Genomic DNA, 16,323 nt, shown 5'->3' with positions numbered 1-16,323 from the left:
GGGACAACCTGCCGGTCCATCGGGCCCGGGCCGTGCAGGATTGGTTGACCGAGCATCCGGAGCAGATCGAGGTCTTCTCCCTGCCCTCTTACAGTCCGGAGTTGAACCCGGACGAAGGCCTGAACGCCGACCTGAAGCACGCCGTGACGCGGAAACCACCCGCCCGCAGCAAGCCCGCCCTCAAGCGCGCCGTCATCAGCCACATGCGCCGGCTCGCCAGGTCGCCCGGCCGAATCCGCAGCTACTTTGGGCATCCGTCATTCCGCTATGCCGCGTAGTTCAAGTTCACCCAAGCCGGATCAGTAAGCCTGTGCGGACATACAAAGACGCCTTGGCCGAGATGCTGTCTTGAAACCTCGGCCAAGGCGTTGGTGGTCCAAGGGAGAGAAACCACACGATGAAGATAGGCTTCCCGCCGATGACAGCAAGGCACCCACACACGACAACGCCCTGACAGAGTTAGCCGTGCGGAGCTCACTGTCAGGGCGTTTTTGTGATGCCGGTTGCAACACCACGCCGCCACCATGCGCCATGAATGCCGGAAATGCAACCGAACGCTGTGCACAAGTACGAAGCGCCCTGGCGAGAGGCTGAGCACCAGACCTCTCACCAGAGCGCGTGCGATGTGTTCCGGCATCGCACGGTTCATGTAGATACGCGCACGACGAGCCGCTGTGTGACGACGCACACCATCGGTTCGGAACACGATGATGCGACGCCGTCCTGACGAACCGCTAGCGGATGCGCTTCCACGCAATGAAGGCGTCGGATGCTCAGCAGGCCGAGGTTGGCGATCTGGCAGATCGCTTCAGGACTCTGTCGCAGGCTCAGTGCCAACTTGGAACTGAGCTATCGAGAGAGCCGCCCTTGATCGAGGGGCGACTTGCCGCCTGATAGTGGATGCCTCCGCACACTGGCTGCTTTTTCCTGCTTTGCGTCCATGCTGCCACAGGAAACGCACTTAGACGTCAGTCCGGATGGCAAATCTATCAACCTTCGGGCTTTTTGGATGTCCTGAGAGAATGAGCTTGGTGAGAACCTCGTAAACGGATTGCGGGCCGCAATCATGCGTCCGAGCCGCGCATTGCTCGAAGAAGCTGACGTACTCTTCACACTGGCGCGACCGTTGTGTCTTTGGGGTCTTGGCACACCGTGTGTATGCCTGCCGCACACTTGGTGGAGGATCGAACGCCTCGAACACCTGCTGGGCTGGCGATCGGGTGATTGTCTCGTGGGTAACGATCAATGTGGCAGGGCCCAGGAGGACAGCGAGAGCGATGAAGCCGGGATGTATCTTCCGCATCGGCTTACCTCGGACCTTTATGGTTAAGACGAAGTTAACCCATACCGCCCGAAATGGAAGCACGTAACAGCCGATCGCACTTCGCGATGCTGATCTTAAGGAAGCTAAAGAGATGACAAAGCGCCCCGAGCAAGAGGACGAACAACCCGGAACGAACGAGACAGCAAGCACGCCCCAGTTGGATCGCTTGGAGAGGCTGGCCAACGCGGCCGCCACCGCCGCGCAGGCGAAGCAGTGGCGGGCTCGGAAAAACGGCATTGATCAACAAGAGGAGCCGTCGGAAGTCCGCAACCTCAGCCACGACGCAGAAGCGAGAGCTCGGGCCGAGGAAGCGATGCTGCGGATGATGGCAAAGCCACAAGGCAAGCGACGTGGATATTGATGATCTGACATCTTATTTGAAACATTGATCCTGACATTTGGTCGATCAAACCGGGATTAAGGGAGTGTTCAGCCCTTGCTGGCCATGGTCCCGCCCCTCTTTGCCCCTGCGGATTGCAGCGAGGCGCAGTTTAGGAGTTTTACAATGACCGAAGCCAAAGCAGCCAAGAAGCCGAACCCCGCTCTGGCGAAGCCGCTGCAGCCTTCGAACGAACTGGCAGCCGTTGTCGGATCGGCGCCGCTCCCGAGGACGGAAGTGGTAAGCAAGGTGTGGGAGTACATCAAAGCCAACAACCTGCAGAATCCTGCGAACAAGCGGGAAATCCTGGCGGACGACAAGCTTCGGGCTGTGTTCGGTGGCAAGGACAAGGTCAGCATGTTCGAGATGAACAAACACTTTGCGCAGCATCTCTCCTGATAGTCCAAGCACGGGCCAAGTGTCCGGCCAATGCACGAATTGTTAAGCCTGGCCGTTCCAAATTGCCTGTAACGGGCGCGTTGCGTATCTGCCCGAACAATCTCCACAGCCCCCAGGCTTGGAGTTGGCCCTGGCTGAGAGCCCTTACCCTCTCGGCTGGGGCTTTTTATTCGACTCAACGGATGCACCTTCAGCAGTCTCTTGTGAGACCTAAAGGCTGCATTCCGGATTGAGCGGCATTTATGCCCTAAGCCTTTGCTCGCGCAACGCGCTGCCCCCGTCATGGCGAGCCTCTGTGCTCACGCTCCAACCACCATCGAGTCAGATCCTGCGATTCCGTTCAACTCCAAACAGCTCTAGCCTCATCAAATCACAAAGTAAGGATACCTCATTGCCTTGGCCTGCGCTCGTAGTCATGCCAATTTCGAAGCTGCCACTGGAAGGGGGAAGCCTGGCTATTGCCGTCCGCTCCTCAGAAACTCAATGGCATGCGCGTGCTCGTCTGTGAACACGCCAGCAGTAAGAGGGCCACCGAACACGGCACCCGTATCGAGATTGGTACGATATGGGCGCACCTCGGGGCTGCCGGTCTCACTCGGCGTATGGCCATGAACCACATGCTTGCCGAAGTCGTAGTCGACCGACAGAAACTCGTCCCGGATCCAAAGTTTTGTCTGATCGTCCTGATCGGGCAGGCTGAGGCCAGGATGAAGTCCTGCATGGACGAAGTAGCGGCATTCATCCTCGTACAAGGTCGGAAGGCCAGCGATCCAGGAGAGGACGTCAGCCGGGATTTCTCTAGGATGCGAGACGCCGAAGGACGCCAGAGTCGCGTACCCACCGCTGCCAAGCCACCAGGAGATGGCGGCAGGCTCCCTCACGACTTCGAGCAGCATAGCCTCGTGATTGCCCTTGAGGCCGATCACGCTCTCTGGCCACTTCTGCTGAAACCTGCGCACCAACGCGACCACACCGGCGCTATCAGGCCCACGATCGATGTAATCGCCCAGGAACACAAGCTTGCAGGAGCGTCCGTTTGCGTGAGTGATGATCTGAGGGAGCAAGTCCACTAGCAGAGCGAGCTGCCCATGCACGTCCCCAATGGCGTAGGTCAGCTTTTCACTCATGCCACCACCATTTCTCAACCCGGCCAAAGCCTTGTTGATGATCCCAGGCCAAGCCGGGATCTAGCGAAAAACCTCAGCTTGAAAGTTTCCAAGCCCGCGAAAGAGCAAAGTCTCCTTGAGCTCCAGGAGTAACCTCTTGAATGGGCGAATGTGCCGGGCTCCATTGTGTCAATCTGCCAATCCGCAGAACGTGGTAACCACTTGTCGGTGTAAGGCATGGCCTTCCGGCGCCCAGCTCTGGCGTCTAAGATTCTAAGTTGCGTCTTGTGATCCGGATTAGGAGGTTTAGGGCATGGACTCTGTGGTAAGATGGGTTTGTGAGCTGATCGGCTTGTCAGGCTGCAAGATGTTATCCCCGGCTGATGTGGCCCTGTTCGCCTGGGCGGTCTCGATGGTTGGAATAATTGTAGTGGTACTACTCGTCGGTTTTGTGCTCGGGCGGAGCTCACGCTAGCCCGATTTCCTTCCAAATCAAAAGGCACGAGCCAATCCCATCCAGCGAGCGCTTACAAACTCACCAGCCAACGCTGGCACAAGCCCCAGCATAGCAGCCTGACGCAGTCCGTCTCGATAGTGGCGGGGACACTGCTTTGTGAAATCGCCGCGGCTTGGGGATTCTGCCCTGCGTGAGGTCGAGCCAAGCGGGGCGGCGGTATCAAGCCGATCAGTCCCATGTCCGCACCGCATCAATCTGAATGACAGACGGCGCTACCGATTCACTGGTGAAGTAGCAAACGCGATGCAGCCAATTGTGTGTCCGGCTACTTGCCCTGACTGCGGCGCGACAGCGAAATATTGTAAACCGAGGACCGGATCGCGAACATGGGGTCGTTCGCCGGGCCAGCGACGCCGTCCGGCAGGTTGACGACCGGATCGAAGGTGGCCGCATCGCAGGTGGCGTTCGGCTCAAGGGCGGTGATCGCGATTGTACCGAGCTTCACCTGCTTGCGGTTCTCCTCGGGCCAGGGGGCCGTCACGTCATCGGTCGGGTCGGTCGCTTCACCCAGGATCGCGACGAGCTCGAAGCTGGCGGGCTCCTTGGCAAGGCGTTCCTTCAACTCGTCCACATAGAAGTTGTCCGGCTTCGCCTTGAGCTCCTCGTCACTAAGTCCGAGCTGGCCTGCCGTGGTGGCAGTCTTGAGCTTGGCCACTTTCGCTTCGCCATGCGCGTTCGTCAGGGTGAAAGCATGCACGGCCCAGTAATCTGTACCGGCAAAGCTCGCCGGTACTGGGCGGGCATTGAGCCACGCCGCCTGTCGAACCGTCTCGGGGTTGGCGGCTTGGAACGCCCGGATCTTCTCGGCATCAGGTTTGCCGTCCGGCCCCGGACGACGGGCCATGATGCCCTCGAGTTGCTGTTGTGGCGTTCGGGCAATGAACATCGGAGCGGAGATGAATACGAGCACCATGTCCCCCAAAGGGTCACCGAAGCGCACGGCAAAGCCCCGCGTCACGGGTTTGGTCTTGTCCGAGATGTTGGGATTGCCGCCAAACATAGAAAAGCGGGCCGTCACTGGGACCGCCTTAGTAAAATGCGGGGCCTTTGACAGGTTCGCGGCCTCTGATGAGGGCGTGAATGAGCCTTTGACGCATACACCCTTGGCTCCGCCGGCGCGAACGTTGGGGGGAGTGCCGGACGCGGCGACCAAGGCATTCACGATGGCTTCCGGGTCAGCAGTCTGGGTGGCGGCAGGAGTGACGGTTACGGAGACTACAAAAGACGCAGCACAAACCTGGATAAGGCGTCTCGACGTCATGTTGATCTCCCTGCTGGTCTGTCACCCAAGGCAAGACATGCGATCGTACTCCCAGTCTGTCGGCGTGTCCGAGCACCCTGAAATTGATCAACGGCGTCTGTTTGATAGTGGAACGTTGTTGAGCCCAAGGGCACTGGGCGATCGAGAGGATGCCGGCGCTCTGATGGCGTGCGGCACCTCTCTCCACGCCCTCATTGCCCTACAGGATGACGTCTCCGGAGCTGAAAAAGCCGACAACCTTGATCTCGAAGTCGGCCACCTTGTCACCATCCGTATCGCCCCGAAGAATTCCATTGGAGAAGCGAAGCTGTCCGTCCCTGCCCGTAAAGGCAGCATCCAGGTCATTCCTGTTAACCCACCTGAATGCCTGATTGCCGACAGTGTCCTCATCTGCATCAATGGTCCGGAGGTCGATCCTATCCTCCCCGGAAAAGTAGACGACATCCCGTTGCGAGCCGACACTCGACTCCTGCACCGTGTTAAAGTCGTACCGGTCCGCGCCGGCATCACCGTTCATTCGGTCTCGACCCAAGCCTCCAACCAGTAGGTCTCTCCCGTTCCCGCCGAACAGTCTGTCGTTGCCGTCCTCTCCAAACAACTGATCACGGCCGTTCTCGCCTCTCAGTATATCGTTGCCGCCAGCGCCGTGGAGGTGATCACTACCACTCCCGCCGAAGAATTGGTTCGCGTCGGCGTCTCCAAACCCCTCGTCGCTGCCATTTGAAAACTGGAAGCGCTCGATCGAGTCGAAGGTATCGCCGCGCGCCTGACCGGTGCTCCGGTCTTCGTTTTCGAGGTCCAACGTGACGGTGCGCGTGTACCGCACGGTATCTCTCCCCGGGCCGCCAAACATCTGGTCGGCATCGGCGCTGCCAAGCAGGGTATCGTTGCCCCCTTTGCCATCCATAATGTCGCTGTCGGGGGTGCCACGCAGCGTATCAGGGCCTGGGCCGCCTTCGATAATTGAGCTCGAGCTCGTAACGGTATTGATCGCCACTGTATCGGTGTTGGAGGCGGTGTTCTGGTTGCCTGCCGCATCCGTAAACCGGTCGGCCGCCACCGAGACCGAGCCGGTGCCATTGACGTTGTCGGTTGCCGTGAACGTCGCCGTTGCCGACAGACCATCGGCGGCGATGACGAGCCCGGACAGCACGCCGTTGGCGACACTCGCGTCATCCAGCGTGAAGCTTCCTGCCGCGATCGCCTCCGAGAAGGTGAACGTCACCTGCGAGCTGTTGTCGGCATCGTTGAGAGCGGTGTCCACGATGTCTACCGTGACGCTCGGCTTCGTGGTGTCGGGAGGGGGCAGGAGATCAGCCACAGCAACCCTTTGAGTGCTGTCGAAGGAGTTGTTGAACGTAACGTTCTCGATATCTCGAAGCGTATCCGTCTCGCCAGTCGCCGTTCTGGTGGCAGTGAAATCCGTGGCCGTTCCGGAGAAGGTGTAATCAGACTGGAGTCCTGCGAGAACGGCAGTATCGGTCCCAGTTCCGCCGTCTAGTGTATCATTCCCCTCGTTTCCAGATAGCCAGTCCTGTCCGTCGCCGCCATAGAGTTGGTCAGCACCATCCGAGGCTACCTCACGACCTGGCCGAGCGTTCCCGAACAGGATATCATCGTCAGCACCACCGTACAGAGTATCTGAACCAGCATAGCCCTGAAGCAAATCATTCCCTAAACCCCACGAAGGATTATTTGGATCGAATGTCGCTTCAGGGCCGCCATAGAGGGTGTCATCACCCTGAGCTGTCATAGTATCAAAGCCTTCTAAGAAGCTATGATCGGCCGGTGTATACATGAGCCCGCCAATGTTCGTAGGGTTACGGCCTTCTGTCGTAAGCTCTTGACCTTGAAAGATAGCCATCGTGCATTCCTCCTCTGATCAGCACTCGGGCAATATTGCCTAGGCCAATCGTACGAAGATGATCAGAAGCTTAGTAATGACTGTATAATTACAAACACGCACGCGGGATGAGCGACCGTTCCTAGTCACTCGCATCAGCAATCTAGGAAATCATTTGCAGGTTTCCACAGTTCTGTATTCAAGTAAATATTCTGCTTTGCAGTCGAAAATGTGGCACAAATCCAAGAAGTCCTGCCAAGCCTAATTAGGCCCTACAGAGAAGGCGGAAGTGGAGTACTACATTTGGGGGATTGGGCGCGGATCTTGCGACGCAGGAGACGACAAATCTATGCTATGACTACCCGCACACAAGAAGATTTACACATTCTAAGACAATCTGAGTGAGACTGAGACATAAAGGTTGTTGATCAGATCGCAATATGTGGCGCATCTTATATCAGACCATCATGAGCTGTCCGACGAGGTGTTCATGCTAGTTCCCGATTTCTTAAGCTCTGCCTCCACCAGATTTCCCGACAAGCCTGCGCTCCTGTCTGGGGATCTGCTGATCTCCTACAGGCGCTTCCAGCTTGACGTTGAGGCTGTTGCCCGAGCGCTCGCAGCATCCGGGATCGTTGCCGGGCAAAGCGTCGGCATCTTCATCAATCAATCCGCTTCGCATTGGTGCGTGCTCTTGGCACTCTTGAGGCTAGGTGCCGTCTCTGTATCGCTGACGAGCCGCCACCAAGCTGAGATACAAGCTCTACCCGACCTTTCTTTCATCGTCTGCTCGGAAAGGGATCAGCCCGACTGCCACGAAACAATTCGGCTTATCAAGATCAACGCGAATTGGCTCAGCACACCATCAAACAGGGGCGTGCGCCTGCCGCCGCCTGAAGAAGCGGAGCATCATTTCGGCAGGATCTGTTTTACCTCTGGTACCTCGGGAAAGCCTAAGGCTGTTCATCTCGATGCGGCCACCCTTAAGCGGCGCCTTTCCAAGACGGCCGAGCGAAGCCACCTCGACGCCAAGTCTGTACTCTGGTGTGGTATTGGTCCGGATTCCGCCTACGGATTCACGGCGCCTGTCGCAGCTTGGCTGGTCGGAGGATCGGTCTGCTTCGCGACGAAGCCTGACAAGGCCTACGAAGACCTGACGAAAAGCAACGTCAACGTGATCATTGCTTCGCCGGCAGCCCTAAACTCTGTTCTTCAGGAGAGCCGGGGAGGCGCCCCCACGCGGTTGAGCGGTCCGGTCATCGTCGCGGGTGGGCGCCTTTCCGTTCGTCTGCGCGATCTCCTGCTGGAGAAGTTTTGCTCGGAGGTTCTGATCGCATATGGGTCGTCCGAAACCGGCGGCATTACGCTAGCCGACGCACTGGTGCTCGATCAACATCCCGGAGCCATCGGCTCACCATTCCCGGATGTCCAGGTCCAGATCGTTGATGCCAATGGCCGAACTTTGCCTCCCGGAACCCCAGGCCGGCTACGAGCTAAAACAAGCAGCACGGCCCCCGGCTACCTGAACGATCGGGTTGCGACTGCGCTGCATTTCGCGGAGGGATGGTTCTATCCAGGCGACATCGCCCAGATTTCATACGAGGGGCTGATCATCCTGCTGGGAAGGGAGGCAGACACCTTGAACATTGGAGGCGTTAAGCTCTCCGCGACCGAGATCGACGAAGCTGCCCGCTCTCAGGTGGGGGTCGAGGATGCCTGCGCGATCGTTCTGCCGGACAGGGGCGAGGGTGTTCGACTGGCTATCGCTGTGGCCGGCCAAATGGACGCGATCAGGAGCCTTCCACCACAACTCCGGGCGACGATGCCAGGCTTGCCTCCCTTCAGTGTGGTGCCGGTTTCGCTGGTTCCCCGTAACTCCATGGGCAAGGTCAACCGGGAGGAGTTTGCACAGGAAATCGCTGAATTGCTCCATAACCCAGAGGCTGCGGCCGCAGTGAGCGGATTTTCAATCATCCAGGATTGACGGGCGCTCTTCCTTAAGGGGCACACGTTGTCGCGGAAAATGAGCCACCCTTTTCACAGAATGCGCTAGCGCCAATGCAACAGGACGCGTTCGAGAAAGGATAGGAAGACCGAGACCGACACGCCTAATACTGAGAGCATAAGAATGCCCACGAATAGCTGGTCGGTTCGCATCAAATTTCCTGACGCCAAGACCAATGCGCCCAATCCATGCTGCGCCCCAATCATTTCCGCCGCCGTGAGCAGAATAAGAGCGATCGAGCACGAGATCCGAGAACCGGAAAGTAGAGCCGGAACTGTTCCCGGCAGTATGATCTTCCAGAGGATGCTGCGCCTTGGGAGGCCGAAGGTTTGCGCCATCCGGATCACGTTGCGGTCGACACTGCCGACTCCTGAATAGGTTGCAAAAACCATTGGCGAGAAGACCCCGGCAGCAATCGTCGCCACCTTCGAGCCTTCTCCAATACCGAACCACAGTATGAAGAGAGGGAGAAGCGCGACCTTCGGGATGGGGAAAATCGCTGAGACTAATGGCAATGCGATAGAGCGTCCCCATGAGAAGAGTCCGATCGCGAAGCCGACACCTATCCCGCAGCAGGCGCCTAGGATCCATCCCAAGATCAACCGCTGCAAGGAAGCGCCGAGATGCTTCAGCAGGTCGCCGCTTCGAGTAAGATCCCTTAACGCAGCCATGACATCGCTCGGAGTAGGGAGACCTATCGAGCTGTTGCCGGACAACGTTGCCACCCACCAAAGAACAAGAACGATAGCGAAGGTCGCAAGGGAGAGCTGGGGTATTGGCCTTGCATTGAATTCACCAAGACGACCGACCGGGGTCTCCGCGTCCGGGAGGGTGGCTATCTGAGCGACTGCATCTGTCTTGGTTCTAAGGTGCATCGACAAGCTCCTGGCCAGCTGCATCGATCTCCCCTCGTATAGTCTCTCGTATCGTCTCCCGCATTGCAACAAGCCTCGGATGCTCCTCGCTACGATCAGCATGGGGAAGGTCGATCTCGATGATCTTTTGAACGCGAGCGGGTCGACGGGACAGAATGACCACCCTGTGGGCCATCTGTGTCGCCTCGAAGACGTCGTGAGTCACGTAGATTGCAGTAAAACGAGCCTCCTCCCACAGCCGGAGGAATTCTCGTTGGAGGAGTTCCCGTGTTCCGAGATCCACTGCAGAGAAAGGCTCATCCAGCAGCAGGACGGCGGGATTTACGACAAGCGCACGGGCAAGTCCGGTCCGCTGACGCATTCCACCCGATAGCTGGTTCGGGTAGGTCTGTGCGAACTCACTCAGTTTGACGCGGTAGAGCGCGGACGAGACCCGTTGACGCCGATCCGGCTTTGGCAAGGCATGATGCTCAAGCGGAAGTTCAACGTTTCTAGCAACCGATCGCCAGGGAACTAAGGCGAAGTCTTGGAAGACGAAGGCTATCGGGTGTAGAGTTCGAGGGGAGGGCGTCCCACGGGTCGAGATGTGACCCGCGCTGGGTACCTCAAGTCCTGCAATCAAACGAAGAAGCGTTGATTTGCCGCAACCGGAAGAACCCAGGATACATACGATTTCGGCGCTCTGGATGTCGAGCGACACACCGTGGAGAACGGGCAAATCCTCATAGGCATGCCACACGTTATCAATCAGAACATCCATCGCCTTTGATTGCTCCTAGCTTGGCCGAAAGCTCGCCACGAGAGAGCTTGTTACGCGACAGTATGAAACGCTTTTCGACCCTAAGTAAGCCACGGAGGAGGCAGACTGCGCAATTGAAAAGAACACTGGCAGAACAGGAAGAGAGGCCCGGCGGCAACATCCGATGGGCTCTGGTCCAGCGCGACACGCGCTCCAGTAAGAGCTGCTGGGCGTAGCCCTGGTGCTGGAAGACATACCGACACCGCACATTGTACGAGGCGGTGCTCTTGGCGCCAGCGAAGAGAACACGACGTCGGCGGAGTTGGTCAATCGCTCGTATTTGCGGTGGGTGAGAGTAGCTTGGCCCCGCTGGCATTAGCGCCTCCCTTGCTCAGAGCGTCAGTTAGTCGAGAAATTCAAGGCGCATGATCTTAGAGACCTCGATTTCTTGACGGATAAATCCGTTCTCGAAGTACCACCGGATCTGTTCCGCGATGTCATGAGCATCTATGCGCCCACTAGGATCAACATAGAATGCAGCGTCCCGAACCTTCCTTTTCGCCGCCTCGGGGTTTTCATTCGGATAGAGATATTTCGCGATCACGGAAGCGGTATCGTCGACTTGTGCTGCCAGTTGGGTACCGGACCCAGGATCCTGCGCATTGAGGTGGGCGTAGTCTTGCAATCCCCGTTTATAAGCTCGCAGGAACCGACGGACGGCATCAGTCCGGTTCTGGAGGGTGCTCTCGGTCGCGAAGACGCCGCCGAACTGAAGGGTTCCGAAATCGGCATAATTCGCAAGCCGAACCACATCTCCCGATTCGAGAAGATTTGTTGCGATGGGCGGAGCAATGATCGCCCATGTTACTTTGTTTCCTTTAAGGGCGGCCACCAGGTTTGGCAACGATTGGAAGGGTTGAATGGGGATAGAACGAAGAGGTACACCATGCATGCGGGCGAGCTGACCGAGTTGATAATGGGAAGGTGAACCAATCTGCGTGAGGCCGAACGGTTTATTGAAAAGCAGCTCGATTCTGTTCACACCAGCGTCGAATTCCGCTTTTGTGACAAGGATTATATTTCCGGGATAGCCTCTTTCTTCTCGCGCCTGTCCTGCGATGATTTTCAGCTGCCCGGACGCGGCTAGATTGAACAGCGCGGCGCTAAGCGCTGTGACACCAAATGTGAGATCGCCAGAGGCCACAGCGGTTGCAATCGTTGGGGCCGCTTCGAAGAACACGATTTCGACCTCGAGATTTTCGTCGTCGAAGTATTGGCGCTCCTTCGCGAGGAAGAGTGGACCCGAGGAGCTGAAGCGAAGAGCTCCGACGTTGATCTTATCTCGAGTTTGCCCGTTGGCCTCCGAGAGCAGGCTTAGGAGAACCAGAAAACAGATCAGCACCGTATGGAAGGCAGAGTGCTTAAGCTCTGGGTGCATGACAACCTCCAATCGCTGGTGTCGGCTTTGGACCTCGTCGCGGAGACCTCATCAAGAGCAATTTCAACGACTAATACATCGGTAGCCAGTACTTTTAGGGCGGCCAGGGCTACAGTACTTCCGAATTTCCTGCAGCCAATAGAGTTAGGCTGGCTGTAGTCCTGCCCCGCTTGCCCGCAAGCTGCGGGACTTCGAGCCACGCAAGGAGCACGTCACAGGTGGCCTGCCCCATGTGGGTGATCCGGATGTGATGTTAATTCAGCGTTGGTCTGGGCGCCAGCTTGGAAGCCGGTAGCAAGACCTCTGGTGCGGGCGGCCGGGTAGCCCAAGGATGAGTGCGGGCGCACCGTGTTGTAATGCCGGCGCCAATTTTCGATCACCACCTTTGCCTCCTCCAAGGTGTAGAAGATCTCTCCTTTCAGTAATTCATCGCGCAGCTTGGAGTTGAAGCTCTCGCAATAGCCGTTCTCCCATGGGCTGCCCGGCTCGATGTAGGCTGTCTTGGCGCCCACAGCCGTGATCCACTCGCGCACGGCTTTAGCCACGAATTCGCTGCCGTAGTACATGGGGAAGCAGCGCGGCGGAGCTGGTCCGGGTTGCGCAGCCGCGCTGCCCGGGGTGGTCATGGCCAGCCGACAGGTCTCACAGTGATGTCGCTGAACACACACTGGAGGCCGACCGACCATGACCGAGCTCAATCGTACACCTGTCCCTGCCACTCTGGTAGCAATCGACATCGCCAAGCACCGCCACGAGGTGCTCATCGAGGCTGCCGGCCATCAGCGGCGTCGGCGGCTTACCATCTTGAGCAAAAAGGCGGAGTATGACCGCCTCGTCGAGATCATTATGGCTTACGGCGGCCCAGTGCTCATCGACTTTGAGGCCACAGGCGATTACCACTGCGGGCTGGCCTACCGCCTGCTCTCAGCCGGCTTCGAGCTGCGGCTGGTCTCGTCCGTGGCGCTCGCCCGCACCCGGGAGGCGCTGCACAATGGTTGGGACAAGAACGATCCCAAGGACGCACAGGTGATCCTGCATATGCTCCGGATTGGAGCGACCCAACGCTGTGTCGATCCCCTGGCGGCCGGGATCAACGACCTGCAGGAGCTGTCAAAAACCCACGAGGCGATCTCCAAGGCCAAGACCGAGACCTGGCACCGGATCCTGACCCATTACCTGCCTCTCTACTTTCCCGAGATCGAGCGTTTCGCCGGCAACAGCCGCTCCGACTGGTTCCTGGCCTTGCTCGAACGCTTTCCCACGCCCTCCAGCATCATGGCCCTGGACCGGGAGAGCTTTATGGAGGAGGCATGGCCCGTGATCGGCCGCAAGGTCTCCAAAGCCCGGTTGCTCAACGATATCTATGAGACCGCACGCTCCTCTACGGCTCTGCCCGTAGCAGAAGGCTCTGCGGCCATCGCCATGTTCCGTATGGTTCTGGCCGAGGTCCGCAGTCTGATCCGACAGAGGGATCAGATTGAGAAGCTCGCTCATGCAATACTGGCTGATCACGTTGACTATCAGCGGCTGTGCACGATCCCGGGAATTGGACCAATCCACGCCCTGACCATCCTGGCGGAAGCCGGTGATCTGCGCCGCTTCGGGCACCACCGCCAGTTCCTGAAGTTCTGTGGTCTTGATCTGGCCACCTGCAAGTCGGGCACGTTTCGTGGCCGCACCAAACTGTCGAAGTACGGCAATGCCCGCTTGCGCCGGGCGTTGTGGATGGCCGCTCAGGTCGCAGCCCGCCAGCGCGACAACAGCTTTCGGGATAAACTTGGCCGCTACACCGAGCGCGATCGTCACGATGCTGATCTGCGCCGCAAGGCCGTGACCGCTTTGACCGCCAAAATGGCCCGTGTGGTGCACGCGGTGATCAAAGGCGGAGCAGAATACCGGCCGTTCTTTGAGCGTCCGGTGCCGGGTGGAAGGACCTCTCTCTGTGTGGGCCGTGAGGGCGCGCAAGCGACCCTGTAGATAATGTTTGGGCCTTCCACCTGGCGTGTATCTCGTATTGAGGATGGTGAGGACCACGGCAGTGCGAGCTCCGCTGGATCCTGTGTTTGCTATGGGAGAGAACAATCCCGTTGACGGTGGAAGCCACCTGGCTCAATCTTTTTGAAGCGCCGATCCAGCAAATCGGCGTGCTGAGATCTGTTGGCCCAGTGCCCCTGCTGCTCCCCCACATAGGACGTTGTCGGAACGAATATGGCCCGGAACACCGCGCAGGATGAACAGGTCCGAGAGCACGTCGATCACATCGACGGCTTTCAGCTTCCGGTTCACCCGGATGGCCAGGCACTCGCGCGTGAATTCGTCGATGATGTTGAGCATGCGGAACTTGCGCCCGTTATGGGTGCGATCCTCAACAAAGTCATACGACCAGACATGATTAGGATACTCGGGCCGCAAGCGGATGCAGGATCCGTCGTTGAGCCAGAGCCGTCCCTTCTTGGGTTGTTTCTGTGGCACTTTGAGCCCCTCCCGTCGCCAGATCCGCTCGACCCGCTTCTTGTTCACGAGCCAGCCGGCCTCCCGCAGCAGGGCCGTGATGCGCCGGTAGCCATAACGGCCGTACTGGGTCGCCAGGGCGATGATGTCGGCCGTCAGGGCCGCTTCATCCTCCGGCTGTTTGGGGATCTTACGCTGAGTGGAGCGATGCTGGCCCAGAACCCGGCAGGCCAGCCGTTCCGAGATGCCGTACTTGGCGATCACGTGATCCACACAGGCGCGACGGCGGGCGGGGCTTACCAGTTTCCCGAAGCGGCCTTTTTCAGGATCAGCTTCTCCAGGGTCAGATCGGACACAGCCCGGCGCAGCCGGGCATTCTCCATCTCCAGCTCTTTGAGCCGCTTGACCTGATCGGATTTGAGGCCGCCGTACTCGGATCGCCAGCGGTAGTACGTGACCTCGGTCACGCCGATCTGCCGGATGGCCTCTGCCACCGTCCGACCTTGTGCCGTCAGCACGTCCACCTGCCGCAGCTTGGAAACGATCTCTTCGGCCGTGTGCCTTTTCTTACCCATGTCTCAGTCCTCCTTCGGCTCAAAAGCCATACTTCAGGGAGGATCACTTTTCAGGAGGCAGACCAATACGAACCGGCTCATTGAAAAGGGCTTTCGTTTCGCGGATTCCGAGGGGAAGAACCAGCTTGCCGCGGCTTCTGTGGGTGTCGACTTGGCAGCGCACTCTCCAGCGATTGCCCGGCCAGCCTAACCAATTGGAAGGGCTGCGGCGCGCCCTTGGCCGCCATCTGACCGGCGGCTCTGTCTTCGAACGGGCAGGGACGCCGTAGACAGGTCTAGCGGGTGCTGTACACGACAACGATATCGCTTTGGGCCCGTTGCCCCACTGTCGCCAAATCGGCCGTGAACACTTCGGCTCAGCCATGATGGAGCCAAGTCTCTTCATGGCCATATGCCGGGCGCGGAATCGAGGGCGGACGGTTAGGAGAAGGGCGAGATCTTTGCGACCGAGACCGAGGCGGGTCAGGCGCTCGAAGCGCTGGCCGCTTCGAAGCGGCGCGGGTATCGGGATCTGTGAAGTCCTCGCGTGAAACCTACCGCGCAATTTCGCGTAAGGTCTGGTATGGAACCCAACAAAAAAGCGCCCCGGTTGCGATCCGGGGCGCTTGAGTTTGGGAGCAACGTCCAACGAGAGGACGATTTGAACTTAACCCCTCTGGCGCTCGAGGACTGTGAACCAGATCACACAGGCGCTTTTTTCGTGAAAATCTTTCAAGCGGCGTCCGGAGGACGTGGATCCGACCATGTCGGTCCACGACGAGAAAACACCCTCCTGAGAGATCAGGAAGGCGGGAAATCAAAGCGAAATGGGAGAAGGGGCGGAGCGCCACAAGCTCACAGCTGATGACGCTCCCCTCTGGCCAGACCTACCCGAACGGGAAGAGGTGGTCGAGGTCAACGGCCGTGTTGACCGCCGTCTGATTGATCAGGTTCGTGTCGATATGGAAGTTCAAATCCGAAGAGTCATGGCTCCCCTGATCAACGACGGTATCGCGATCATCGAGGGCTGCAAACTGGGACGAATGGGCGTCACCATCGAGAGCCGTGTTGACCGCTGTCTGGTTGATGACGTTGGTGTCGACTTGGACATTGATGTCCGGAGCGCCGGACGACCAATCCCAGCTGTCTCCGGAATCGAAGAAGGTATCGCGATCATCGATAGCAGCCGCCTGGGCTGAAGTCGCGTTGCCGCCAAGAGCAGTATTGACCGCGGTTTGGTTAATATCGTTGAAGGAGAACTCAAAATCTGGCATAGAATGACCTCTTCAAGTAGGTGTTTCCCGTAATACCGGCCGAGAGACCCTCTCAGCGGGCAATCCTTGAAGCCTGAATGACTTTTCAGTCTAGGGCTGTGAACCGCATCACAGCCAAAAATCGCTCTGCTTAAACGCTGATTGCAGAGAGATGCTTT

At 58.3% G+C, this 16,323-nt stretch carries 12 protein-coding genes and 2 pseudogenes; 5 read left to right on the top strand and 9 right to left on the bottom strand.

What is annotated here, in order from left to right; genetic code table 11:
• The 3 genes from NF876_RS41280 to NF876_RS41270 form a co-directional block, all read left to right on the top strand.
• On the top strand, positions 1-278 hold a 278-nt coding region (locus NF876_RS41280), incomplete at its 5' end, for a transposase (RefSeq protein ID WP_262273517.1).
• Between the two features lie 1,137 nt (positions 279-1,415).
• Positions 1,416-1,685, top strand: a complete 270-nt coding sequence (locus NF876_RS41275; RefSeq protein WP_262273516.1) for a hypothetical protein — start codon at positions 1,416-1,418, stop codon at positions 1,683-1,685.
• Between the two features lie 144 nt (positions 1,686-1,829).
• Entirely contained in the window at positions 1,830-2,102 is a 273-nt protein-coding gene (locus tag NF876_RS41270; protein ID WP_262273518.1) for an SWIB/MDM2 domain-containing protein, read from the top strand.
• A gap of 455 nt (positions 2,103-2,557) precedes the next feature.
• Here the strand turns inward: NF876_RS41270 and NF876_RS41265 are convergent, their stop codons facing one another.
• The 3 genes from NF876_RS41265 to NF876_RS41255 all read right to left on the bottom strand — a co-directional run bounded on the left by NF876_RS41265 (position 2,558) and on the right by NF876_RS41255 (position 6,850).
• Positions 2,558-3,229, bottom strand: coding sequence for a metallophosphoesterase family protein (locus NF876_RS41265; RefSeq protein WP_262273515.1), 672 nt, complete (start codon positions 3,227-3,229; stop codon positions 2,558-2,560).
• A 761-nt stretch (positions 3,230-3,990) separates the two neighbouring features.
• Complete coding sequence (locus NF876_RS41260) at positions 3,991-4,986, bottom strand: catalase family peroxidase (protein ID WP_262273514.1); 996 nt, start codon at positions 4,984-4,986, stop codon at positions 3,991-3,993.
• 199 nt (positions 4,987-5,185) lie between these two features.
• On the bottom strand, positions 5,186-6,850 hold the full coding sequence (locus NF876_RS41255; RefSeq protein WP_262273513.1) for an Ig-like domain-containing protein: 1,665 nt from the start codon (positions 6,848-6,850) through the stop codon (positions 5,186-5,188).
• Between the two features lie 469 nt (positions 6,851-7,319).
• Here NF876_RS41255 and NF876_RS41250 point away from each other — a divergent pair, with 469 nt between their 5' ends.
• Entirely contained in the window at positions 7,320-8,813 is a 1,494-nt protein-coding gene (locus NF876_RS41250; protein WP_262273512.1) for a class I adenylate-forming enzyme family protein, read from the top strand.
• A gap of 65 nt (positions 8,814-8,878) precedes the next feature.
• Here the strand turns inward: NF876_RS41250 and NF876_RS41245 are convergent, their stop codons facing one another.
• From NF876_RS41245 to NF876_RS41230, 4 genes and pseudogenes are all read right to left on the bottom strand, one after another.
• Positions 8,879-9,709 (bottom strand): ABC transporter permease, encoded by an 831-nt coding sequence (locus tag NF876_RS41245; RefSeq protein WP_262273511.1) that lies wholly within the window; start codon positions 9,707-9,709, stop codon positions 8,879-8,881.
• Entirely contained in the window at positions 9,699-10,469 is a 771-nt protein-coding gene (locus NF876_RS41240) for an ABC transporter ATP-binding protein (RefSeq protein WP_262273510.1), read from the bottom strand. Before NF876_RS41240 ends, NF876_RS41245 begins: the two co-directional genes overlap by 11 nt.
• Before the next feature lie 382 nt (positions 10,470-10,851).
• Positions 10,852-11,886 (bottom strand): ABC transporter substrate-binding protein, encoded by a 1,035-nt coding sequence (locus tag NF876_RS41235; RefSeq protein ID WP_262273509.1) that lies wholly within the window; start codon positions 11,884-11,886, stop codon positions 10,852-10,854.
• 253 nt (positions 11,887-12,139) lie between these two features.
• Positions 12,140-12,443: pseudogene (locus NF876_RS41230) on the bottom strand (integrase core domain-containing protein); the annotation flags it as partial.
• A gap of 127 nt (positions 12,444-12,570) precedes the next feature.
• Between NF876_RS41230 and NF876_RS41225 the strand changes: the two are divergent.
• On the top strand, positions 12,571-13,863 hold the full coding sequence (locus NF876_RS41225) for an IS110 family RNA-guided transposase (protein WP_262273508.1): 1,293 nt from the start codon (positions 12,571-12,573) through the stop codon (positions 13,861-13,863).
• Positions 13,864-14,079: 216 nt separating this feature from the next.
• Here the strand turns inward: NF876_RS41225 and NF876_RS41220 are convergent.
• Both NF876_RS41220 and NF876_RS41215 read right to left on the bottom strand, forming a co-directional pair.
• A pseudogene (locus NF876_RS41220) lies at positions 14,080-14,912 on the bottom strand (IS3 family transposase); the annotation flags it as partial.
• A gap of 866 nt (positions 14,913-15,778) precedes the next feature.
• A complete protein-coding gene (locus NF876_RS41215) occupies positions 15,779-16,165 on the bottom strand; it encodes a hypothetical protein (RefSeq protein ID WP_262273507.1) in 387 nt (128 codons plus the stop codon).
• Positions 16,166-16,323 lie beyond the last annotated feature (158 nt).

This window comes from Microvirga yunnanensis (assembly GCF_025460875.1).
The sequence above is the reverse complement of the archived record's forward strand: the minus strand, read 5'-3'. Positions and strand labels throughout refer to the sequence as shown.

Excerpts from the sequence above, each read along its gene's own strand:
- NF876_RS41275 (WP_262273516.1), top strand. The coding sequence starts at position 1,416 with ATGACAAAGCGCCCCGAGCAAGAGGACGAACAACCCGGAACGAACGAG.
- NF876_RS41270 (WP_262273518.1), top strand. The coding sequence starts at position 1,830 with ATGACCGAAGCCAAAGCAGCCAAGAAGCCGAACCCCGCTCTGGCGAAG.
- NF876_RS41265 (WP_262273515.1), bottom strand. The coding sequence starts at position 3,229 with ATGAGTGAAAAGCTGACCTACGCCATTGGGGACGTGCATGGGCAGCTC.
- NF876_RS41260 (WP_262273514.1), bottom strand. The coding sequence starts at position 4,986 with ATGACGTCGAGACGCCTTATCCAGGTTTGTGCTGCGTCTTTTGTAGTC.
- NF876_RS41255 (WP_262273513.1), bottom strand. The coding sequence starts at position 6,850 with ATGGCTATCTTTCAAGGTCAAGAGCTTACGACAGAAGGCCGTAACCCT.
- NF876_RS41250 (WP_262273512.1), top strand. The coding sequence starts at position 7,320 with ATGCTAGTTCCCGATTTCTTAAGCTCTGCCTCCACCAGATTTCCCGAC.
- NF876_RS41245 (WP_262273511.1), bottom strand. The coding sequence starts at position 9,709 with ATGCACCTTAGAACCAAGACAGATGCAGTCGCTCAGATAGCCACCCTC.
- NF876_RS41240 (WP_262273510.1), bottom strand. The coding sequence starts at position 10,469 with ATGGATGTTCTGATTGATAACGTGTGGCATGCCTATGAGGATTTGCCC.
- NF876_RS41235 (WP_262273509.1), bottom strand. The coding sequence starts at position 11,886 with ATGCACCCAGAGCTTAAGCACTCTGCCTTCCATACGGTGCTGATCTGT.
- NF876_RS41225 (WP_262273508.1), top strand. The coding sequence starts at position 12,571 with ATGACCGAGCTCAATCGTACACCTGTCCCTGCCACTCTGGTAGCAATC.
- NF876_RS41215 (WP_262273507.1), bottom strand. The coding sequence starts at position 16,165 with ATGCCAGATTTTGAGTTCTCCTTCAACGATATTAACCAAACCGCGGTC.